This is a genomic window from Rhizobium sp. BK591 (assembly GCF_014195045.1).
Classification (GTDB): Bacteria; Pseudomonadota; Alphaproteobacteria; order Rhizobiales; family Rhizobiaceae; genus Rhizobium; species Rhizobium anhuiense.
In genome coordinates, this window is record NZ_JACIAZ010000001.1 from 566,601 (window position 1) to 587,611 (window position 21,011).

Genomic DNA, 21,011 nt, shown 5'->3' on the forward strand with positions numbered 1-21,011 from the left:
TGTGAATGAATATCGACGCCGATTCGCGAGGGGTGAACCGGCTTCAAGAGAGAAAAGTGCATTCGATGAAATTGCGAGACCTGGCCGGAGATCAGTTTCCGGAACTTGAAGCACAGCTCGAAGGCCCGGCAGGCTTGATTGATATCTCAGGCCTGTCTTCGGATAGCCGCAAGGTGACGCCGGGCAATGCCTTCGTCGCAGTCGCCGGCACCAAGGCGGACGGCGTGGGTTTCATCGCGGATGCCGCCGGCCGCGGCGCTGTTGTCGCGATCGCCTCTCAAGCTATCGATGCTTCCATCCCGGTGCTTGCGGTCAAGGAACCGCGCCGCTTCCTTTCCATCGCCGCCTCGCGTTTCCACGGCAGGCAGCCCGATACCATGGTCGCCGTCACCGGCACGGCGGGCAAGACTTCCGTTGCCTCCTTCGTCAGGCAGATCTGGGCGCATGCGGGCCATGCGGCCGCGATGATCGGTACGACGGGGGTCGTCTCGCCGACGCGCAACGAATATGGCTCGCTGACGACGCCCGATCCGGTGTCGTTGCACGAGCTGCTGGCGGAACTCGCCGAAGAAGGCGTGACGCATGCCGCGATGGAAGCTTCCAGCCACGGCCTCGACCAGTGCCGTCTCGACGGCGTCAAGCTTGCCGCCGCCGCCTTCACCAATCTCGGCCGCGACCACATGGATTATCATCCGACCGTCGAAGCCTATATGGCCGCCAAGATGCGGCTTTTCGATACGCTGCTGCCGAAGGGGTCGCCGGCGGTGATCTTCGCCGACGATCCGTGGTCGGCGCAGGCGATCAAGTCGGCGACCGATGCCGGTCACGACGTTCGTACCGTCGGGCGAAAGGGCAATTATCTTTCCTTGAAGCGCGTCGAGCACTTCCGCCACAAGCAGACGGCCGAGATCCATATCGGCAGCGAGATCTTCGAGGTGGACATTCCGCTGGCCGGCGATTTCCAGGTCGCCAACGCGCTTGTTGCGGCAGGGCTTGCCATGTCGACTGGCGTGGCCGCGAAGGTTGCGATGGCGGCGCTGGAGAAGCTCGTCGGCGCCTCCGGCCGTCTCGAACTCGTCGGCCATACGAAAGATGGCGCTCTCGCCTATGTCGACTATGCCCACAAGCCGGATGCTCTGGAAAACGTGCTGGGCTCGGTGCGACCCTTCACCACCGGCCGCGTCGTCGTCGTCTTCGGCTGCGGCGGCGACCGTGACCGCGGCAAGCGGCCGATCATGGGCGAAATCGCCTGCCGGCTTGCCGACGTCGTCATCGTCACCGACGATAATCCGCGTTCGGAGGAACCGGCTTCGATCCGGGCGGAGATCATGGCGGCAGCAGGCTGCGCCTCGGAAATCGCCGATCGCGCCACGGCGATCCGCGAGGCTGTGGGCATGCTGAGATCCGGCGATACGCTGATCGTCGCCGGCAAAGGGCATGAGGAAGGGCAGACGATCGGCGGCGTCACCTTGCCGTTTTCCGATCATGCGGAGGTGCGCAAGGCCTTGGAGGAACTGAAATCTTGAGCTGGCTCTGGACGACCGAAGACATGATCGCAGCGATGGCGGGGCGCCCCTTCGGCACTCTGCCCGAAGGCATCACCGGCATTTCCATCGACAGCCGCTCGATTACTCCAGGAGAGGCTTTCTTCGCGATCAAGGGTGATCGTGTCGACGGTCACGATTACGCGTCGATGGCGATGGCGAACGGTGCCTCCCTTCTTGTCGTCAGCGAGGCGAGGCTTCCGGCCATGGGTCGGCTGACGGTGCCGATGATCGTCGTGGAAGATGTGCTTGCGGCACTCGGCCGTCTCGGCCTTGCCTCGCGCGAGCGCTCGAAGGCCCGGATCATCGCGGTGACGGGATCTGTGGGCAAGACGACCACCAAGGAAATGCTGCGGCATGTGCTGTCGCCTTCCGGCAAGGTGCATGCTTCCGTCGCCTCCTTCAACAATCATTGGGGCGTGCCGCTGACGCTGGCGCGCATGCCTGCGGATACGGATTACGGCGTCTTCGAAGTCGGAATGAACCATCCCGGCGAGATCCGGCCGCTGGTGGCGATGATCCGTCCCGATGTCGCCATCATCACGACGATCGCGCCGGCGCATCTCGGCAATTTCAAGAACATCAAGGAAATCGCCGCCGCCAAGGCCGAGATCTTTGAGGGACTTGAACCCGGCGGCCATGTTGTGCTCAACCGCGACAACGACCAGTTCAATTTCCTCGACCGCACGGCGCAGTCGCTCGGCATCGAGCATATCCATTCCTTTGGCCAGCATGCCAAGGCCGAATTCCGGCTCGCAGAGTTCAATGGCTCCGACGAGAATTCGACGCTGTGGCTGACGATCGGCGGCGAGACGCTGGAGGTCGCGATCGGCGCGCCCGGCCGCCATATCGCCGAGAATGCGCTGGCAGCCCTCGGGGTCGTCAGGATCGTCGGCGCCGACATGGAGAAGGCGATCGAAGCGCTTGCGACGCTGAAGCCGGAAAAGGGCAGGGGCAAGCGCCACCGGCTTTCGATCGGCGGCGGCAGCTTCACGCTGATCGACGAGAGCTACAATGCCAATCCGGCCTCGATGCGTGCGGCGATCGCACTCTTGGCTGCCTCCGAGCCGACCGGCCGCGGACGCCGTATCGCCGTGCTCGGCGACATGCTGGAGATGGGCGACTATGCGCAGAAGGTCCATACCGACCTCGCCGTGCCGCTGCTTGCTGCCGGCATCGAATATGTCTGGCTCGCTGGAGCCGAGATGGCTGCGCTCAAGGAATCGCTGCCGGAGAGCGTCCATGTCGAATATCGCGAGAACACGAGCGAATTGACGGATTATGTATTGAACTCGGTCGCGCCAGGCGACGTGTTGATGGTGAAATCGTCTCTGGGCATCGGTTTCGGCAAGATCGTCGCCGCGCTCCTTGACAAGTTCCCGTCATTTGCCGACACGCAACGCGAACTTTGATCGGGTAAACAAGGGGCCCTGAATGCTGATCTGGCTTGTCGAACTGTCGGAATATTTCAAGTTTCTGAACCTGTTCAGATATATTACCTTCCGCACAGGGGCCGCTCTCTTCACCTCAGCGCTGATCGTCTTCCTGTTCGGACCGACGATCATCAACTCGCTGCGCATCCGGCAGGGCAAGGGCCAGCCGATCCGCGCCGACGGGCCGCAGACGCATTTCAAGAAGGCCGGCACGCCGACCATGGGCGGGCTGATGATCCTCGCCGGCATCGTCGGCGCGTCGCTGCTCTGGGCCGATCTTTCCAACGTCTACGTCGTCGCCACCTTGCTGGTGACGCTGGGCTTCGGTGCGATCGGCTTCTACGACGATTATCTGAAGGTGACGAAGCAGAGCCATATGGGCTTTTCCGGCAAGGCGCGCCTCGGCATCGAATTCGTCATTGCCGGCATCGCCGTCTATTTCATGATGCGCACCGCTCTTGCCTCGGGAATTGCCGGTTCGACCTTCGGCTCCTCGATCGCGTTTCCCTTCTTCAAGGACTTCATGATCAATATCGGCATCATGTTCGTCGTCTTCGGCGGCTTCGTCATCGTCGGCGCCGGCAATGCCGTCAACCTGACGGACGGCCTCGACGGGCTTGCCATCGTGCCTGTCATGATCGCCGCCGCCTCCTTCGGCGTCATCGCCTATCTCGCCGGCAACGTGGTGTTTGCCAACTACCTGCAGATCAATTTCGTGCCCGGCACCGGCGAGCTTGCCGTCGTGCTTGGCGCCGTCATCGGCGCCGGCCTCGGCTTTCTCTGGTTCAATGCGCCGCCGGCCGCCATCTTCATGGGTGACACCGGGTCGCTGGCGCTCGGCGGCACGATCGGCACCGTCGCCGTCGCCACCAAACACGAGATCGTCATGGCGATCATCGGCGGCCTTTTCGTCATCGAAACGCTTTCGGTCATCATCCAGGTCGGCTTCTTCAAGATGACCGGCCGGCGCGTCTTCCTGATGGCGCCGATCCATCATCACTTCGAGAAGAAAGGCTGGACCGAAAGCCAGGTGGTGATCCGCTTCTGGATCGTCGCCGTCGGCCTTGCCATGCTCGGCCTCTCGACGCTGAAGCTGCGGTGAGGCGGCGATGATCCCGGTCACGACGCTCAAGGACAGGAAGGTCGCGCTCTTCGGGCTCGGCGGCTCCGGCTTTGCCACCGCCCGGGCTCTGATATCAGGCGGCGCCGATGTGACCGCCTGGGACGACAATCCCGACAGCGTCGCCAAGGCCGCGGCCGAAGGCATCCGGACGGAAGACCTGCACACCATCGATTGGAGCCAGCAGGCGCTGTTCGTGCTGTCGCCCGGCGTGCCGCTCACCCATCCGAAGCCGCATTGGACCGTCGATCTTGCGCGCGCGGCGGGCGTCGATATCGTCGGCGACGTCGAGCTCTTCGTGCGCGAGCGCCGCGCCCATGCGCCGGATTGCCCCTTCATCGCCATAACAGGCACCAACGGCAAGTCGACCACCACGGCGCTGATCGCCCATATCCTGAAATCATCAGGCTACGACACGCAGCTCGGCGGTAATATCGGCACGGCCGTGCTGACGCTCGATCCGCCGAAGACCGGGCGTTACTACGTCGTCGAATGCTCCTCCTACCAGATCGATCTGGCGCCGACGCTGAACCCTTCGGCCGGAATCCTGCTCAACCTGACGCCCGATCATCTCGACCGTCACGGCACGATGCAGCATTATGCCGATATCAAGGAACGGCTGGTCGCCGGCAGCGATGTCGCGATCGTCGGTGCCGACGACAGCCATTCTGTCTTGATCGCCGACCGCGTCGAGCGGGCGGGTGTCAAGGTGGTCCGCATTTCGCGCCGGAACGTGGTGGCTGACGGCATTTATGCCGAGGGCACGAGGCTCATCCAGGCCGCCGGCGGCGCCATGCTGCCTTTCGCCGATCTCGACGGCATCCAGACGCTGCGCGGCAGCCATAATGCGCAGAATGCCGCCGCCGCCGTCGCCGCCTGCCTTGCCGTGGGAGTTTCCGCCGCCGACATCCGCGCCGGGCTCACCTCGTTTCCGGGACTGAAACACCGCATGCAGCCGGTCGGCCAGCGTGGCCGCGTCGTTTTCGTCAACGATTCCAAAGCCACCAATGCCGATGCCGCCGCACCCGCGCTCTCGAGCTACGATCGCATCTACTGGATAGCCGGCGGTCTGCCGAAGGCAGGTGGCATTACGACGCTTGCTCCCTATTTTCCACGCATCGCCAAGGCCTATCTGATCGGTGAGGCGGCGGCGGAATTCGCTGCGACGCTCGGCGAGGCCGTGCCTTACGAGATCTCGGGTACGCTGGAGCGCGCCGTCGCGCACGCTGCAGCCGATGCCGAGCGCGACGAAAGCGGTGCTTCGGCCGTGATGTTATCCCCGGCTTGCGCAAGCTTCGATCAGTATAAGAATTTCGAAGTCAGGGGCGATGCCTTCGTCGGCCACGTGGCAGCGCTTGACGGGATTGCGATGCTGATCGGTCCGGCAACAGGAGAGAAATGACATGGTAAGCCGTGCGGAGCGTGGGCCTCTGGCCGATTGGTTCTGGACCATCGACCGTTTCTTCCTGGCGATGTTCATCTTCCTGATGGGCATCGGTTTCATGCTGTCGTTCGCGGCTTCTCCAGCGGTTGCCGAGCGCATCGGGCTCGAACCCTTCCATTTCGTCAAGCGCCACGCAGCCTTCATGATCCCCTCGATCGCCGTCATGCTCGGGCTGTCGTTCCTGACGCCACGCCAAGTGCGGCGAACCGCGATCCTGATCCTGATCATCTCGATCGCCATGATGGTGCTGGTGCTGTTCGTCGGCCAGGAGGTCAAGGGCGGCAGGCGCTGGATCTGGATCGCTGGCCTTTCCATCCAGCCGTCGGAATTCATGAAGCCGGCCTTCGTCGTCGTCTGCGCCTGGCTGTTTGCCGAACATGCGCGCCAACCGGAAATCCCCGGCAATCTCTTCGCCATCATCCTGTTCGGCATCGTCGCCGCCCTTCTCATCGCGCAACCCGACCTCGGCCAGACCATCCTGACGACGGCCGTCTGGGGCGGGATGTTCTTCATGGCCGGCATGCCGTGGATCTGGATCATGCTGCTCGGCATCGGGGGCGCCGGCGGCCTGCTCAGCGCCTATTACGTCTTCCCGCACGTCGCCGGCCGAATAGACAAGTTCATGACCGGCGAGGGGGACACGTTCCAGATCGATACCGCCCGCGAAGCGATCATCCGCGGCAGCTGGTTCGGCCAGGGACCGGGCGAAGGTATCGTCAAGCGCATCATCCCGGATGCCCATACCGACTTCATCTTCTCGGTCGCGGCCGAGGAGTTCGGCATCGTCTTCTGCATGGCGCTCGTTGCGCTGTTTACGGTGCTGGTCTTGCGCGGCCTCTCGCATGCCTATCGGGAGCGGAACGATTTCAACCGTTTCGCCGTCGCCGGCCTGGTGCTGCAGATGGGCATCCAGTCGATCATCAATATCGGCGTCAATCTCGAACTGCTGCCGGCCAAGGGCATGACGCTGCCGCTGATTTCCTACGGCGGCTCGTCCATGGTGGCGATCTGCGTCACTGCCGGCTTCATTCTGGCGCTGACGCGCCATCGACCGGAAAAGCGTGCGCAGGACCGGAGCCTCTTCCGCGTCCCGCACGGCATGCCGGCGGAGTAGAGGACTATGAGCAAAGGCATCGTGCTGCTTGCCGCCGGGGGAACCGGCGGCCATGTATTCCCGGCTGAGGCGCTGGCCTTCAAGCTGAAGGAGCGCGGCTATTCGGTGCATCTCGTCACGGATAGCCGGGCCGAGCGTTACGCCGGCAAGTTCCCGGCCGAGGAAATCCATGTCGTGCCGTCGGCGACGATCGGCTCGAAGAACCCGGTTGCCGTCGCCCGTTCGCTGTGGACGCTGTGGAGCGGCATGCGCGCGGCGAAGAAGCTGATCCAGCGGCTGCGGCCTGTGATCGTCGTCGGTTTCGGCGGTTATCCCACCGTGCCGCCGCTGCTTGCCGCCACCCGGCTCGGCGTGCCCTCGATGATCCACGAGCAGAACGCCGTGATGGGCCGCGCCAACAAGGCCTTAGCAACCCGCGTGCAGGCCATCGCCGGCGGCTTTCTGCCCGAAGGCGGCGCCGCTTTCCCGGACAAGACGGTGACGACGGGCAATCCGGTCCGCCCGGCGATCATCGCCGCGGCCGAGGTACCTTACACGCCATCGCATCCCGGTGAGGCCTTCAACCTCGTCGTCTTCGGCGGCAGCCAGGGCGCGCAATATTTCTCCAAGGCGCTGCCGACGGCGATCAGCCTGCTCGACGATGCGCTTCGCGTGCGGCTGCGTATCACCCAGCAGGTGCGTCCCGAAGATATGGAAATGGTCAGCGGCTGCGTCGCCAAGCTGGAGATGGGGGCCGATATCGCTCCCTTCTTCACCGACATGGCGGAACGGCTGGCGAAAGCGCATCTCGTCATCTGCCGTTCGGGCGCCTCGACGGTTTCGGAAATCTCGGTCATCGGCCGGCCGGCGGTGCTCGTGCCTTACCCGCATGCTCTCGATCACGATCAGGCGGCCAATGCCGCAGCACTCGCTGCGACCGGCGGGGCGAAGGTGATTGCCCAGTCGGAACTATCGCCGGAGAAAATCGCGGCGATCCTGACGGCTGTCATGAACGATCCGGAAAAGCTTTCGCACATGGCAGCGGCGGCGAAACTCGCCGGCAAACCCGATGCCGCGAACTTGCTTGCCGACATGGTTGAGGCTATTGCCGCCGGACGGACAATTGCGGAATTCAAGAGGACACGCGCATGAAACTGCCAAAGGCGATCGGTCTCGTCCATTTCATCGGCATTGGCGGCATCGGCATGAGCGGCATTGCCGAGGTGCTGCACAATCTCGGCCACAAGGTGCAGGGATCGGACCAGGCCGACAGCGCCAATGTCCAGCGCCTGCGCGAGAAGGGCATCGAGGTGTCCGTCGGCCATCGGGCGGAAAACCTGGGTGACGCCGAAGTCGTCGTCGTCTCGACGGCGATCAAGAAGAGCAATCCGGAGCTCATCGCCGCGCGCGAAAAGCTGCTGCCGGTGGTGCGCCGCGCCGAAATGCTGGCAGAGCTCATGCGCTTCCGCAATGCGATCGCCATCGGCGGCACGCATGGCAAGACGACGACCACCTCGCTGGTCGCGACGCTGCTCGAAGCCGGCGGGCTCGACCCGACCGTCATCAATGGCGGCATTATCAACGCCTACGGCACCAATGCCCGCATGGGCGAGGGCGAGTGGATGGTGGTCGAGGCCGATGAATCGGACGGCACCTTCCTGAAGCTTCCGGCCGATGTCGCCGTCATCACCAATATCGACCCGGAACATCTCGACCATTACGGCAATTTCGATGCGGTGCGCGCCGCCTTCCGGCAGTTCGTCGAGAATGTGCCGTTCTACGGTTTCGGCGTCATGTGCCTCGACCATCCGGAGGTGCAGTCGCTGGTCGGCCGCATCGAGGACCGCAAGATCATCACCTATGGCGAGAATCCGCAGGCCGACGTGCGCTTCACGAATGTGCGCATCGACGGCACGCGCTCGATCTTCGACGTCGAAATCCGCCGCCGCCGCACCGGCCAGGTGATCGAGCTCAAGGGGCTGGTCATGCCGATGCCCGGCCGGCATAATATTTCCAACGCCACGGCGGCGATTGCCGTTGCCAACCGGCTCGGCATATCGAGCGCCGATATCGCCAAGGGGCTTGCTTCCTTCGGCGGCGTCAAGCGGCGCTTCACGCTGACCGGCGAATGGAACGGAGTGCAGATCTTCGACGATTACGGCCACCATCCCGTCGAGATCAAGGCGGTGCTGCGCGCTGCCCGCGAAGCCTGCAAGGGGCGCATCATCGCGGTTCACCAGCCGCACCGTTATAGCCGTCTTGCCAGCCTCTTCGAGGAATTCGCCGCCTGCTTCAACGATGCCGACAGCATCTTCCTCGCGCCTGTTTACGCAGCGGGCGAGGATCCGATCGAGGGTATCGATTCCGTGTCGCTGGTTTCGCGCATAAAATCGGGCGGCCATCGCGACGCCCGCTTTCTCACCTCGGCGGAACTTCTGCCTCAGATGGTCTCGGAGGTTGCAAAGCCTGGCGATTTCGTGGTTCTGTTGGGGGCTGGGAGCATCACATCCTGGGCAGCGGCGCTGCCCAAACAACTGGAAGGCCTTTCGGGAAAGTCCGTATGAAACAGGTGAATGGGGAAAAGCTTCTCGCGTCTCTCGGAGACGGTGTAAAGGATATCCGCGGCCGTATCACGCCGGATGCCCCCATGGACCGCGTCACCTGGTTCAGGGCCGGCGGCCTGGCCGAATTGATGTTCCAGCCGCATGACATCGACGATCTCATCGCCTTCCTGAAAATATTGCCGGAAGAGGTGCCGCTGACCGTGGTCGGCGTCGGCTCCAACATCCTGGTTCGCGACGGCGGCATTCCCGGCGTCGTGCTGCGCCTGTCCGCCAAGGGGTTCGGCTTCGTCGAGCTTGCCGGCGAAAACCGCATCCTGGCCGGCGCCATCTGCCCTGATAAACATGTGGCGGCGATGGCGATGGATAACGGTATCGGCGGCTTCCATTTCTTCTACGGCATTCCGGGCAGCATCGGCGGCGCGGCGCGAATGAATGCGGGCGCCAACGGCGTGGAAACGCGCGAGCGGCTGATCGAGGTCCATGCATTGGATCGCAAAGGCAACAAGCATGTGCTCAGCAATGCCGAGATGGGCTATTCCTATCGCCATTCGACCGCATCCAGCGAGTTGATCTTCACCTCCGTGCTGTTCGAGGGCTATCCGGAAGAGCGGGCGCAGATTCGTGCCGAGATGGATGCTGTGCGCAATCACCGCGAGACGGTGCAGCCGGTGCGCGAAAAGACCGGCGGCTCGACCTTCAAGAACCCGCCTGGCCATTCGGCCTGGAAGCTGATCGACGAGGCAGGCTGCCGCGGCCTCGTCATCGGCGGAGCGCAGATGTCGTCGCTTCACTGCAACTTCATGATCAATATGGGGCAGGCGACCGGCTACGATCTCGAATATCTCGGCGAACAGGTGCGCCGCGAAGTCTTCGAGAAAGAGGGCATCAAGCTCGAGTGGGAAATCAAACGCTTCGGCGTCTTCATGCCCGGCCGGGAAGTGCGCCCATTCCAGGGTGTCACGAGCGAATAACGGTTAATTCACCGCAAGCTTCAGGCCCTCGCGCGGCGTGACGACGGGCGACCAGCCGAGCACGTCGCGGGCATGGGATATGTCGACCTGCAGGGAGCCGCAAAGACGCTGGTAGACGGCGCTCTTTCCCGTCACTCTCGCCCCCATCTGCAACAAGGCGGGAGGGAAGGGAAGCAGCATCGGCTCGACGCCCAAGCCTGCGGCAATTCCTTCGATAAGCCCCGGGGTCGACAGATCTTCCCCATCGCCTGCAAGAAAGGTCTGGCCGGCAGCGTCCGGATGCGTCATGCCCGTGACGATCAGATCGACGAGATTGGGAAGCGCGACCAATGTCCGGCGGTTCTTCAGCGAGGCGAAGGGGAGCGGTATCTTCTTCCGGACAAGTCCGACGAGCAGGGCGAAGTTGCCCCTGGCACCGGGCCCATAGACGAGCGGCGGTCGAATGACGACAATTTCGATGCCTGTTCGGGCGGAGATTTCCTGCAGCCCGATTTCGCATTCCAGCTTCGAAATACCATAGGGATCAACCGGCATCGGCGTGTCGTCGTGCCGGAAAGGCCGGTCGTTCTCTTCACCATTGACCTTGATGCTGCTGATGAAGACGAGCCTTTTTACGCCCGCGCGGGCGGCTTGCTCGGCGAGATTCAGCGTGGCGGCAGTGTTGATTTGGCGGAATTCCGTCAGAGGATCGGCCGCGCGGTCATCCATGATGTGAACGCGGGCAGCGAGATGGACAATGACATCGACACCGTCGAGAGCTGCCGTCCAGTCGGTTTCGCTGGTTATCTCGATGGGAAAATGCCGCACATCCGCCGGGAAGCTGGCGGCGGCCGAGCGGGTGGTTACCGCAAGCTCCCATATCCGCTCTTTATGCAGCCTTTCGACGAGGGGGCCACCGACAAAGCCGGCCGCGCCGGTAATGAGGCATCGCATCATCTGTTCCCCGTTTTGCCGTGACTGCTCCGGTTAGCCTGAAGTGCCCACGGTATCAATAAAAAAGCCGCGACGGTGGCCGTCGCGGCTTTTCGTTGATTGGTTATCCGAGGCTCAGACTTCTTCGCGGCCCGACAGCAGGATGCAGACCAGCGAGATCACAGCCGAGGCGGCAAGGTAGTAACCGACATAGTTCAGGCTGTAGTGGGTGGCGAGCCAGGTGGCGATATAGGGGGCGAGCGAGGCGCCGAAGATGCCACCGAGGTTGAAGGTCATCGAGGCGCCGGTGTAGCGCACCATGGTCGGGAAGGGCGCTGCAAGAGCCGCGCCGATCGGACCATAGGTGAAGCCCATCAAAGCGAGGCCGATGATCGAGCACAGGAAGGCGCCTGTGAGACCGCTGGTCAGCAGCGTCGCGTAGAAGAAGCCGAAGATTGCGATGGCAATCGTCGTCAGCGACAGAATGATGCGGCGCGAATAGAGGTCTGAAAGCCAGCCGGAAAGCGGGATCGTCAGGCCAAAGAAGACGACGCCGACAAGCTGGACGACCAGGAACTGCTCTCTGGTATAACCGAGCCCGCCCTTTTCCAAAGGTGTCGTGCCCCAGGAGAGCGTGAAGACCGTCATCAGGTAGAACAGCACGAAGGTCGCCACGGCGATGAAGGTACCGAGGATCAGGCTGCGCAGATGGCCGCGGAAGACCACCTCGATCGGCACGGCGACGCGCTCGTGCTTTTCGACGGCTTTGCGGAACTCCGGCGTTTCGGCGATCTTCAGGCGGACATAGAGGCCGACAGCGACAAGGGCGAGGCTGGCGATGAAGGGAATGCGCCATCCGTAGTCGAGGAAATCCTCGTTGCTCATCGTTTCCGCCAGGATGAGGAAAAATCCGGAGGAAAGAATAAAGCCGATCGGCGCGCCGAGTTGCGGGAACATGGCGTACCAGCTGCGCTTGCCGGGAGGAGCGTTTTCGGTGGCGAGCAGAACGGCGCCGCCCCATTCGCCGCCGAGGCCAAGCCCCTGGCCGAAGCGGCAAAGCGCCAGCAGCAAGGGTGCTGCGATGCCGATCGAATCATAGCCCGGCAGCATGCCGATCAGGACGGTCGAAAGCCCCATCGTCATCAGCGCGGCGACGAGCGTTGCTTTGCGGCCGATGCGGTCGCCGAAATGGCCGAAGACCACGGCACCGATGGGGCGGGCGAAGAAGGCTATCGAGAAGGTGACCAGCGACTGCAGCGTTGCGGCGTTCGAATCGCTTGCCGGGAAGAAGAGATGCGGGAAGACGAGGACGGCTGCCGTCGCGTAGACGTAGAAGTCGAAGAATTCGATGGTGGTGCCGACAAGGCTGGCGATGAGAACGCGAGCCGGAGAATTGACTTGCGCGCTGTTCGAGGCAGGTGTCGGCGATGCGGAGATCGCGTCTGTCATTTTCATTCCAATCAGTCTGTCTATGGAACGCCTTGGGAGGCCGGCGGGTCTTAACGCAATTTCAGATCTAAGAAAACGTCTCCTCGCGTCGCAAGCATCGCGTCTCGAACCTGCGGTTTCTCGCTCCTTGCGTGAAGCTTGCTGCGCGCATGCCGGCGCGCTTGACCGGAATCAAATTGTGGCTGAAGCATTATTAACCCTTTGGTTGAAATGGAGGAGGCGCGCATGCAAAAGAGTCTTGTTGCCGAGTTTCTTGGCACATTCTGGCTGGTCTTCGGCGGATGCGGCAGCGCCGTGCTGGCAGCGGCCTTTCCCGAACTGGGGATCGGTTTTGTCGGCGTGGCCTTTGCGTTCGGCCTGACCGTGCTCACCATGGCCTATGCCGTGGGCGGCATTTCGGGCGGTCACTTCAATCCCGCCGTTTCCCTCGGTCTGACGGTCGCCGGCCGGTTTCCCGCCGCGCGCCTGGTTCCCTATATCGTCGTCCAGGTTGTCGGCGCCGTCGCCGCGGCCGCAGTGCTCTATCTTATCGCCAGCGGCAAGGCGGGTTTCGAGCTCGGCGGTTTTGCCGCCAACGGTTATGGCGATCATTCTCCGGGCGGCTATTCAATGCTTTCGGCGCTGCTGATCGAAGTGCTGCTGACCATGTTCTTCCTGATCATCATCCTGGGATCGACCAGCAGCCGGGTGCCTGCCGGCTTCGCGCCAATTGCGATCGGCCTCGGGCTGACGCTGATCCATCTCATTTCCATCCCGGTGACGAACACCTCGGTCAATCCGGCACGTTCCACCGGCCAGGCGCTTTTCGTCGGCGGCTGGGCGCTGCAACAGCTCTGGCTGTTCTGGATTGCGCCGCTTGCGGGTGGTGCGCTCGGCGGACTGGTGTGGAAATTCCTCGACGACGCCGACTGACTGCAAGATATCGAACTATCCCATTGAGCCCGCGTGGTTTTTCCGCGCGGGCTTTTCTCTTTCCGCGGATCGGCGGGCATCCTCGCTCGACATTTCCGAAGAGGTGAAAGTTAAAAAATGAAGGGCGCAGCAAGACGGAGTTAACGAAAGTAAACACTTCATTAACCATAATGATGCTCTAATGCGTGCAGGTCGGACAAAGGCCTGAAACGGAGCAGACAGCTTCGCGCAAGCGTCGCTTTCGAGAATGGAAGTTATTTTTGGGGGTGTTGATGAGTCGCAAGCATGTCGCTGTCCTGATGGGCGGATTTTCCTCGGAAAGGCCGGTCAGCCTTTCCTCGGGAAAGGCTTGCGCAGAAGCCCTCGAAGCTGAAGGCTTCGACGTGACGACGATCGACGTCGCGCGCGATGTTTCCGAGAAACTCGCCGCGCTGAAGCCCGATGTCGTCTTCAATGCGCTTCATGGCCCGTTTGGCGAGGACGGCACCATCCAGGGCATCCTCGAATATCTGGAAATTCCCTATACGCATTCCGGCGTGCTTGCCTCGGCGCTGGCGATGGACAAGGACAAGGCGAAGCTTGTTGCAGCCGCCGCCGGCATTCCGGTCGCCGAATCGCAGGTGGTCAATCGTTTCGCCTTCCCCGCGACGCACCCGATGAAGCCGCCCTATGTGGTGAAGCCGGTCCGCGAGGGCTCGAGCTTCGGCGTCGTCATCGTCACCGAAGACCAAGCGCATCCGCCGCAGGTCGTCAGCTCCCCCGAGTGGCGTTACGGCGAGGAAGTACTCGTCGAGCGCTATGTCTACGGCCGCGAGCTCACCTGTGGTGTCATGGGCGAAACGCCGCTCGGTGTCACGGAAGTGGTGCCGCAGGGACACAATTTTTATGATTACGACTCCAAGTACGCGGCGGGCGGTTCAAAACACGTCATCCCTGCGAAAATTTCACCGAATATTTACCAAAAAATACAAACATTGGCCCTAAGGGCGCATCAGGCAATCGGTTGTCGCGGCGTCAGTCGGTCCGACTTTCGTTACGACGATCGTTTCTCCGAAGACGGCGAAATTATCTGGCTGGAGGTCAATACCCAGCCAGGCATGACTCCAACTTCGCTCGTGCCCGAAATGGCCGGTCATGCCGGCTATTCCTTTGGTCAGTTTCTCCGGTGGATGGTGGAGGACGCGTCTTGTTTGCGTTGACGGTCAAGAGGTTAGGGCGTCCCAGCCATCATGCCGTGCTTCCGATGATGGAAGCCGAAGAGCGGTTCGTGCTGCCGCGCCCGCTGCGCCGGGTCACGCGCTTCCTGATCAGCCTCTGCAGCGGCCGCATCTACATTCCAGCCCATACCGGCACGGTCTCGGCGCTGGCTTTCCTGGCTGCGACAGGGCTTTACGGCATGTCGCTCGGCGGCCACACCGAAGCCGTCGCCCAGGCGACAACGACGGCGGCAGGCTTTGCGATCGAGGACGTGAAGGTCTCCGGCAATTCGGAGACGTCCGAAATCGAGATCCTGCAGCTGATCGGCCTCGACGGCACGACCTCGCTGGTCGCTCTCGACGTCGATGCCGCCCGCCGGAAAATCGCGCATCTTCCCTGGGTCGAAAATGTCGAGGTTCGCAAGATCTATCCGAAGACGATCGAAGTGAAGCTCAAGGAGCGCCAGGCCTATGCGATCTGGCAGCACGGGCAGGAGCTTTCCCTGATCGAGAAGAACGGCAGCGTCATTGCGCCGCTGCGCGACAACAAGTTTTCGGCGCTGCCGCTCGTCGTCGGCCGCGATGCGGAAACGGCGGCGGCATCACTCGACGACGCCTTCTCGAAATGGCCCGACGTAAAGGCCCGCGTGAAGGCCTACGTCTGGATATCCGGCCGTCGCTGGGACCTGCATATGGACAACGGCGTCGTCGTCAAGCTGCCGGAAGACGGTATCGACCAGGCACTGGCGACGCTTTCGACGTTCGACAAGGAGCATCAGCTGCTCGAGCGGGACATCGCTGCGGTCGATCTGAGATTGCCTGACAGAACCGCGATCCAGCTGACGCCGGAAGCGGCGGTTCGCCGGCAGGCGGTTGTGACGGAGCGTACGAAAGAATTGAAGAAGGCGGGGCAGAATATATGAGCTTGTTCGGTTCGTCCCATTTCGGATTGCCGCGCCTGAAGCCGCTTTCGTCGAAGCGGTCGCATATCGTTTCGGTGCTCGACATCGGCTCGACCAAGGTCGTCTGCATGATCGGCCGGCTGACGCCGCGCGAGGAAAGCCAGATCCTGCCGGGCCGCACCCATAATATCGAGATCATCGGCATCGGTCATCAGCGTTCCCGCGGCATCAAGACCGGCGTCATCGCCGATCTCGACGCGCTGGAAGGCGTCATCCGTCTTGCCGTCGACGCGGCCGAGCGCATGGCGGGGCTGACCGTCGAGAGCCTGATCGTCAATCTGACGGCCGGCCGCCTCGGCAGCGACATCTACACCGCGACCATCGATCTCGGCGGTCAGGAAGTCGAACTCAACGATCTGAAGAAGGTGTTGTCGGCCGCCTGCCAGCAGTCGCTGCGTCAGGACCGTTCGGTGCTGCATTCCCTGGCAACCGGCTTCTCGCTCGACGGCGAGCGGGGCATCCGCGATCCGCTGGCGATGTACGGCGACGCGCTCGGTGTCGACATGCATGTCGTCACGGCGGAGCGCTCGGCGCTGAAGAACCTCGAACTCAGCGTCAACCGCGCGCATCTGTCGGTCGAGGGCATCGTTGCGACGCCCTATGCATCCGGCCTTGCGGCTCTCGTCGACGACGAGGTCGAGCTCGGCTGCGCGGCGATCGACATGGGCGGCGGCACGACGACGATCTCGGTCTTTGCCGAAGGCAAGCTCGTTCACACGGATGCCGTCGGCCTCGGCGGCCATCACGTGACCACGGATCTCGCGCGCGGCCTTTCGACCCGCATCGAGGATGCGGAGCGGCTGAAGGTCGTGCATGCCACGGCCCTCTCGAATTCTTCCGACGAGCGAGAGCTGATCTCGATCCCGCCGATCGGCGAGGACGATCGCGACCAGCCGTCGCAGGTGCCGCGGGCGCTGGTTTCGCGCATCGTATCGGCCCGAATCGAGGAGACGATGGAACTGATTCGCGACCGTATCCAGCGCTCCGGCTTCAGCCCGATCGTCGGCAAACGCGTCGTGCTGACGGGCGGGGCGAGCCAGCTGACCGGTCTTGCCGATGTGGCGCGGCGCATCCTTGCCCGCAACGTCCGCATCGGCCGCCCGATGGGCGTCTCGGGGCTGCCGACGGCGGCCAAGGGCCCGGCCTTTTCGACGGCCGTCGGCCTGATGATCTATCCGCAGGTCGCGGACATGGAGACACATGCGTCACAGAGCGGTCTGCTCATGTCGCTTGGGGGAAATAACAGCCGGATAGCCCGCATGGGCCAGTGGCTGAAGGAAAGCTTCTGAAATTGAGTAATTGGCCGGCGTGGCGATGCGGCCAGAGAGAGAAGGAACAGGTACCATGACCATCAAGCTGCAAAAGCCTGACATCACAGAGCTGAAGCCGCGCATCACCGTGTTCGGCGTTGGCGGCGGTGGCGGCAATGCCGTCAACAACATGATCACCGCCGGCCTCCAGGGCGTCGACTTCGTCGTCGCCAACACGGATGCGCAGGCGCTGACGATGACGAAGGCCGAGCGCATCATCCAGCTCGGCGTCAACGTCACCGAAGGCCTCGGCGCCGGCTCGCAGCCGGAAGTCGGCCGCGCGGCTGCCGAGGAGTGCATCGATGAGATCGTCGATCACCTGAACGGCACGCATATGTGCTTCGTCACCGCCGGCATGGGCGGCGGCACCGGCACGGGTGCGGCTCCCGTCGTCGCGCAGGCAGCCCGCAACAAGGGCATCCTGACGGTCGGCGTCGTCACCAAGCCGTTCCATTTCGAAGGCGGGCGCCGCATGCGTCTGGCTGAGATGGGCATTCAGGAACTGCAGAAGTCTGTCGATACGCTGATCGTCATTCCGAACCAGAACCTCTTCCGCATTGCCAACGACAAGACGACCTTTGCCGATGCCTTCGCCATGGCCGACCAGGTTCTCTATTCCGGCGTTGCCTGCATCACCGACCTGATGGTGAAGGAAGGCCTCATCAACCTCGACTTCGCCGACGTCCGCTCGGTGATGCGCGAGATGGGCCGCGCGATGATGGGCACCGGCGAAGCCTCCGGCTCCGGCCGCGCTCTCCAGGCCGCAGAGGCTGCAATCGCCAATCCGCTGCTCGACGAAACCTCGATGAAGGGCGCTCAAGGGCTGCTGATCTCCATCACCGGCGGTCGCGACCTCACCCTCTTCGAAGTCGACGAAGCCGCGACCCGCATCCGCGAGGAAGTCGATCCGGACGCCAACATCATCCTCGGCGCCACCTTCGACGAATCGCTCGAAGGCATCATCCGCGTCTCGGTCGTCGCAACCGGCATCGACCGGGCGATGAACGAAGCCGCCGAGCGGAACCTCCAGCCGGCAGCAAGGCCCGCTATCCGTCCCTCCGCGGCTGTTGCTCCGGCAGCGGCCGCAGTTCAGCCTGCCCCCGTGATGCAGGCACCGAAGGCCATGGATCCGATCGCGCAGACCATCCGCGAAGCCGAGATGGAACGCGAGCTCGAAATTCCGGCCCCGCGTGCTGCCGCACCGCTGCAGCAGCCGGCTCCACAGCAGGAAACCTTCCGTCCGCAGAGCAAGATCTTCGCGCCTGCGCCGGAAGCTCCGGCAATGCGTCCTGCCCCTGTGCAGCAGCAGGCTCCGGCACCCGTCATGAGCCAGCCGGTGATAAGCCAGCCGGTTCAGCAGCAGCCGGTCCGGCAGGAGCCGATCATCCGCCAGGCGCCCGAACCGGTGCGCATGCCGAAGGTCGAGGATTTCCCGCCGGTCGTCCAGGCCGAACTCGACCACCGCACGCAGCCGGCCTCCGCGCATGCGGCGGAAGAGCGCGGTCCGATGGGCCTGCTCAAGCGAATCACCAATTCGCTTGGCCGCCGTGACGACGACGCCGTTGCCGCCGACATGACCGCCGCACCGCCGGCTGCTTCGCAGCAGCGCCGTCCGCTGTCGCCGGAGGCAAGCCTCTACGCACCGCGTCGCGGCAACCTCGACGACCAGGGCCGCGCGGTTCCGCAGGCCCGGATGATGCAGGAAGACGACCAGCTGGAAATCCCGGCATTCCTGCGTCGCCAGTCGAACTGATACCGTGCTTCGGCACCGTTCATGCCCGGGATCAAGGTCCCGGGCATTGCCGTTTTTCTGGCTGCGATTCGCAAGTGATTTCAATTGCGTGACTTCGTAACAAAGCGAAAGAAACAGTGATTTGGATTGGAGCGCCGGCGCACGTAAGTATGGTGCAAGGAAACTGCCCTAGGAGACCTTTCGACAGGCTCCTGCTGCAGAATGAACGATGACCGTGCCGATCGGACAGGCCGCCGGTACGGAAGAATAAAAGGCAGAATTTATGGCAATTGGCTTGCTGGGTTTTCAAACGACGGTATCGCGTCCCGTAACGCTCTCAGGCATCGGAGTGCATTCGGGCGCTGATGTCTCGATCACCCTGAACCCGGCCGAATCGGGCACCGGCGTCGTTTTCCAGCGCCTGCATGACAATGGCGACATCACCGAACTCAAGGCCGTCTCCTCGCAGGTCGGCAATACCGACCTCTGCACCGTGCTCGGCTTCTCGCCCGCCCATTCGGTCGCGACGATCGAGCATGTCATGGCCGCCATCTATGCGCTCGGCCTCGACAATGTGGTGATCGAGGTGCAGGGCTCCGAAATGCCGATCATGGATGGCAGCTCGCTGCCCTTCGTCGAGGCAATCGAGCAGGTCGGTCTCGTCTCGCTCGGCGTCAAGCGCCGCTATATCCGTATCACCAAGCCGGTCAGAATCGAGCATGGCGGCTCCTGGAGCGAATTCCGTCCCTATGACGGGACGCGCTTCGAAGTCGAAATCGATTTCGAGTGCCCGCTGATCGGCCGGCAGAAGTGGGCCGGCGACATGAACGCCGCCGTCTTCAAGGCAGAGCTTTCCCGCGCCCGCACCTTCGGTTTCATGCGCGATGTCGAGCGTCTCTGGGCGTCGGGCCACGCGCTCGGCTCCTCGCTTGAAAATTCCGTCGTCATCTCGGACGACAATACCGTCATCAATGTCGAAGGGCTGCGTTACGCCAAGGACGAATTCGTCCGCCACAAGACGCTCGATGCCGTCGGCGATCTGTCGCTTGCCGGCGCGCCGTTCATCGGCTGCTACCGTTCCTATCGCGGCGGTCACAAGATGAACGCCAATGCGCTGAAGGCGCTGCTCGCCGACCCCTCCGCCTACGAGGTCGTGGAGACGTCGACGCCGCGCCAGCGCGTCGCTGCCCGCGAATTGATCGCAGTTAGCGCTTCGGAATTCGCTCCCTGGTCGGCATGACCTCCAGCACATTCTTAAGACCAGGCCGCCTCTTTCCCAGAGGCGGTTTTTTTATATCCGCCGCGTCGTCGGCAATAGGCAGATGCATGACTGCCACAGGTCGGGAAGAAGATGAAAAGCCCGGTCATTCTGCGGCGGCTGCCACAAAAATGCGTTAATGCCTTATCATTGCGTTGCTCTTGATGCACATTTGTGGCTAGAAACGCCAGCGAGGCGTGGCTGCCGTGGAGCGAGCGGCGGCAGTGGGGTTCTTTCGAATGGGTTATGCAGGATCTGAAGGTATGATGAAGACAGCGCGTGCTTTGTTCGCATCGCTTCTGGTGCTCAGCGCAGGCGCCGCGATCTCCGGTTGCCAGTCGGACCCTGATATCGACATCACCAAGCTCGGCCTCGAAACCGATCCGCCTGATGTGCTCTACACCCAGGGCCTTGCCAATATGAAGGCCGGCAACATGGCGGAAGCGGCGCGCAAGTTCGACGCGATCGACCGCGAGAACCCGTTCTCCGAATGGGCGCGCAAGGCGCTTGTGATGAGCACCTTCGTCAAATACCGCCAGGGCCGTCTGGACGATGCGCTTGCGTCGGGCAACCGCTACATGTCGCAATATCCGAAGTCCCAGGATGCCGCCTATGTGCAGTATCTCATCGGTCTCACCTATTCCAAGCAGATCGTCGACGTGACGCAGGATCAGCGCGCCTCGGCCAAGACGATCGAGGCGATGCAGGCTGTCATCGACAACTATCCGAACTCCGAATATGTCGACGACGCGCAGGCGAAGATCCGCTTCGCGCGCGACCAGCTCGCCGGCAAGGAAATGCAGATCGGCCGCTACTACATGGAGCGGAAGGAATATCTCGCCGCGATCTCACGCTTCCGCATCGTCGTCGAGAAATATCCGAACACCAACCAGATCGAAGAGGCCCTAGCGCGTCTCGTCGAAGCTTATTACGCCATGGGCATCGTCGACGAGGCGCAGACGGCGGCTGCCGTTCTGGGTCACAATTATCCCGACAGCCAGTGGTACGCCGATTCCTACAAGCTGCTGCAGACCGGTGGTGCCGAGCCGCGTGAGAACAAGGGCTCGTGGATCGCTGCGGCAGGCAAGAAACTTCTTCTCGGTTCCTGAGG

The 21,011-nt window shown here is 62.7% G+C and carries 17 protein-coding genes; 15 read left to right on the forward strand and 2 right to left on the reverse strand.

The genetic code is table 11. The features are described from left to right. Positions 1–5 precede the first annotated feature (5 nt). Genes FHX10_RS02670 through murB form a run of 8 tightly spaced genes read left to right on the forward strand, consistent with a single transcriptional unit; the run spans position 6 to position 10,169 of the window. Entirely contained in the window at positions 6–1,526 is a 1,521-nt protein-coding gene (locus FHX10_RS02670) for a UDP-N-acetylmuramoyl-L-alanyl-D-glutamate--2,6-diaminopimelate ligase (RefSeq protein WP_063474586.1), read from the forward strand. Then, positions 1,523–2,956: a UDP-N-acetylmuramoylalanyl-D-glutamyl-2,6-diaminopimelate--D-alanyl-D-alanine ligase gene (locus FHX10_RS02675; RefSeq protein ID WP_063474587.1), complete on the forward strand. Its 1,434-nt coding sequence runs from the start codon at positions 1,523–1,525 to the stop codon at positions 2,954–2,956. The genes FHX10_RS02670 and FHX10_RS02675 overlap by 4 nt, the downstream gene beginning before the upstream one ends. 22 nt (positions 2,957–2,978) lie before the next feature. Continuing rightward, positions 2,979–4,079, forward strand: a complete 1,101-nt coding sequence (mraY, locus tag FHX10_RS02680) for a phospho-N-acetylmuramoyl-pentapeptide-transferase (RefSeq protein WP_003541415.1) — start codon at positions 2,979–2,981, stop codon at positions 4,077–4,079. Between the two features lie 7 nt (positions 4,080–4,086). Beyond that, positions 4,087–5,499, forward strand: coding sequence for a UDP-N-acetylmuramoyl-L-alanine--D-glutamate ligase (murD, locus tag FHX10_RS02685; RefSeq protein ID WP_063474588.1), 1,413 nt, complete (start codon positions 4,087–4,089; stop codon positions 5,497–5,499). Between the two features lies 1 nt (position 5,500). Further along, the gene (ftsW, locus tag FHX10_RS02690) at positions 5,501–6,655 is read left to right on the forward strand and encodes a putative lipid II flippase FtsW (RefSeq protein ID WP_047610942.1); all 1,155 of its coding nucleotides are present in this window, start codon (positions 5,501–5,503) and stop codon (positions 6,653–6,655) included. Positions 6,656–6,661: 6 nt separating this feature from the next. Next, complete coding sequence (gene murG / locus FHX10_RS02695) at positions 6,662–7,786, forward strand: undecaprenyldiphospho-muramoylpentapeptide beta-N-acetylglucosaminyltransferase (protein WP_047610941.1); 1,125 nt, start codon at positions 6,662–6,664, stop codon at positions 7,784–7,786. Beyond that, complete coding sequence (gene murC, locus FHX10_RS02700) at positions 7,783–9,198, forward strand: UDP-N-acetylmuramate--L-alanine ligase (RefSeq protein ID WP_063474589.1); 1,416 nt, start codon at positions 7,783–7,785, stop codon at positions 9,196–9,198. Before murG ends, murC begins: the two co-directional genes overlap by 4 nt. Next, positions 9,195–10,169, forward strand: a complete 975-nt coding sequence (gene murB / locus FHX10_RS02705) for a UDP-N-acetylmuramate dehydrogenase (protein WP_063474590.1) — start codon at positions 9,195–9,197, stop codon at positions 10,167–10,169. The genes murC and murB overlap by 4 nt, the downstream gene beginning before the upstream one ends. A gap of 3 nt (positions 10,170–10,172) precedes the next feature. Here the strand turns inward: murB and FHX10_RS02710 are convergent, their stop codons facing one another. Beyond that, on the reverse strand, positions 10,173–11,102 hold the full coding sequence (locus FHX10_RS02710) for a UDP-glucose 4-epimerase family protein (protein ID WP_063474591.1): 930 nt from the start codon (positions 11,100–11,102) through the stop codon (positions 10,173–10,175). 114 nt (positions 11,103–11,216) lie between these two features. Next, positions 11,217–12,530: an MFS transporter gene (locus tag FHX10_RS02715; protein ID WP_063474592.1), complete on the reverse strand. Its 1,314-nt coding sequence runs from the start codon at positions 12,528–12,530 to the stop codon at positions 11,217–11,219. Between the two features lie 210 nt (positions 12,531–12,740). Between FHX10_RS02715 and aqpZ the strand changes: the two genes are divergently transcribed. From aqpZ to FHX10_RS02750, 7 genes are all read left to right on the forward strand, one after another. Then, positions 12,741–13,442: an aquaporin Z gene (gene aqpZ, locus FHX10_RS02720; protein WP_280178063.1), complete on the forward strand. Its 702-nt coding sequence runs from the start codon at positions 12,741–12,743 to the stop codon at positions 13,440–13,442. A gap of 272 nt (positions 13,443–13,714) precedes the next feature. Next, the gene (locus FHX10_RS02725) at positions 13,715–14,641 is read left to right on the forward strand and encodes a D-alanine--D-alanine ligase (protein ID WP_047610935.1); all 927 of its coding nucleotides are present in this window, start codon (positions 13,715–13,717) and stop codon (positions 14,639–14,641) included. Further along, a complete protein-coding gene (locus FHX10_RS02730; protein ID WP_063474594.1) occupies positions 14,629–15,561 on the forward strand; it encodes a cell division protein FtsQ/DivIB in 933 nt (310 codons plus the stop codon). Before FHX10_RS02725 ends, FHX10_RS02730 begins: the two co-directional genes overlap by 13 nt. Further along, positions 15,558–16,889, forward strand: a complete 1,332-nt coding sequence (gene ftsA, locus FHX10_RS02735) for a cell division protein FtsA (protein WP_047610931.1) — start codon at positions 15,558–15,560, stop codon at positions 16,887–16,889. Before FHX10_RS02730 ends, ftsA begins: the two co-directional genes overlap by 4 nt. Positions 16,890–16,944: 55 nt before the next feature. Next, positions 16,945–18,663 carry a cell division protein FtsZ gene (ftsZ, locus tag FHX10_RS02740; protein ID WP_047610929.1) on the forward strand — a complete coding sequence of 573 codons (1,719 nt, stop codon included), beginning with the start codon at positions 16,945–16,947 and terminating at the stop codon, positions 18,661–18,663. Between the two features lie 262 nt (positions 18,664–18,925). Beyond that, positions 18,926–19,882, forward strand: coding sequence for a UDP-3-O-acyl-N-acetylglucosamine deacetylase (lpxC, locus tag FHX10_RS02745; RefSeq protein ID WP_047610927.1), 957 nt, complete (start codon positions 18,926–18,928; stop codon positions 19,880–19,882). 257 nt (positions 19,883–20,139) lie between these two features. Beyond that, a complete protein-coding gene (locus tag FHX10_RS02750; RefSeq protein ID WP_174824440.1) occupies positions 20,140–21,009 on the forward strand; it encodes an outer membrane protein assembly factor BamD in 870 nt (289 codons plus the stop codon). The last annotated feature ends 2 nt before the right edge of the window (positions 21,010–21,011 follow it).

What these genes read in the sequence shown, in the direction of transcription:
- lpxC (WP_047610927.1), top strand. Translation starts at nt 18,926, where the DNA reads ATGGCAATTGGCTTGCTGGGTTTTCAAACGACGGTATCGCGTCCCGTA.
- murG (WP_047610941.1), top strand. Translation starts at nt 6,662, where the DNA reads ATGAGCAAAGGCATCGTGCTGCTTGCCGCCGGGGGAACCGGCGGCCAT.
- murD (WP_063474588.1), top strand. Translation starts at nt 4,087, where the DNA reads ATGATCCCGGTCACGACGCTCAAGGACAGGAAGGTCGCGCTCTTCGGG.
- ftsW (WP_047610942.1), top strand. Translation starts at nt 5,501, where the DNA reads ATGGTAAGCCGTGCGGAGCGTGGGCCTCTGGCCGATTGGTTCTGGACC.
- FHX10_RS02750 (WP_174824440.1), top strand. Translation starts at nt 20,140, where the DNA reads ATGGGTTATGCAGGATCTGAAGGTATGATGAAGACAGCGCGTGCTTTG.
- ftsA (WP_047610931.1), top strand. Translation starts at nt 15,558, where the DNA reads ATGAGCTTGTTCGGTTCGTCCCATTTCGGATTGCCGCGCCTGAAGCCG.
- FHX10_RS02710 (WP_063474591.1), bottom strand. Translation starts at nt 11,102, where the DNA reads ATGCGATGCCTCATTACCGGCGCGGCCGGCTTTGTCGGTGGCCCCCTC.
- FHX10_RS02715 (WP_063474592.1), bottom strand. Translation starts at nt 12,530, where the DNA reads ATGACAGACGCGATCTCCGCATCGCCGACACCTGCCTCGAACAGCGCG.
- mraY (WP_003541415.1), top strand. Translation starts at nt 2,979, where the DNA reads ATGCTGATCTGGCTTGTCGAACTGTCGGAATATTTCAAGTTTCTGAAC.
- murB (WP_063474590.1), top strand. Translation starts at nt 9,195, where the DNA reads ATGAAACAGGTGAATGGGGAAAAGCTTCTCGCGTCTCTCGGAGACGGT.
- aqpZ (WP_280178063.1), top strand. Translation starts at nt 12,741, where the DNA reads ATGGAGGAGGCGCGCATGCAAAAGAGTCTTGTTGCCGAGTTTCTTGGC.
- murC (WP_063474589.1), top strand. Translation starts at nt 7,783, where the DNA reads ATGAAACTGCCAAAGGCGATCGGTCTCGTCCATTTCATCGGCATTGGC.
- FHX10_RS02725 (WP_047610935.1), top strand. Translation starts at nt 13,715, where the DNA reads ATGAGTCGCAAGCATGTCGCTGTCCTGATGGGCGGATTTTCCTCGGAA.
- ftsZ (WP_047610929.1), top strand. Translation starts at nt 16,945, where the DNA reads ATGACCATCAAGCTGCAAAAGCCTGACATCACAGAGCTGAAGCCGCGC.
- FHX10_RS02670 (WP_063474586.1), top strand. Translation starts at nt 6, where the DNA reads ATGAATATCGACGCCGATTCGCGAGGGGTGAACCGGCTTCAAGAGAGA.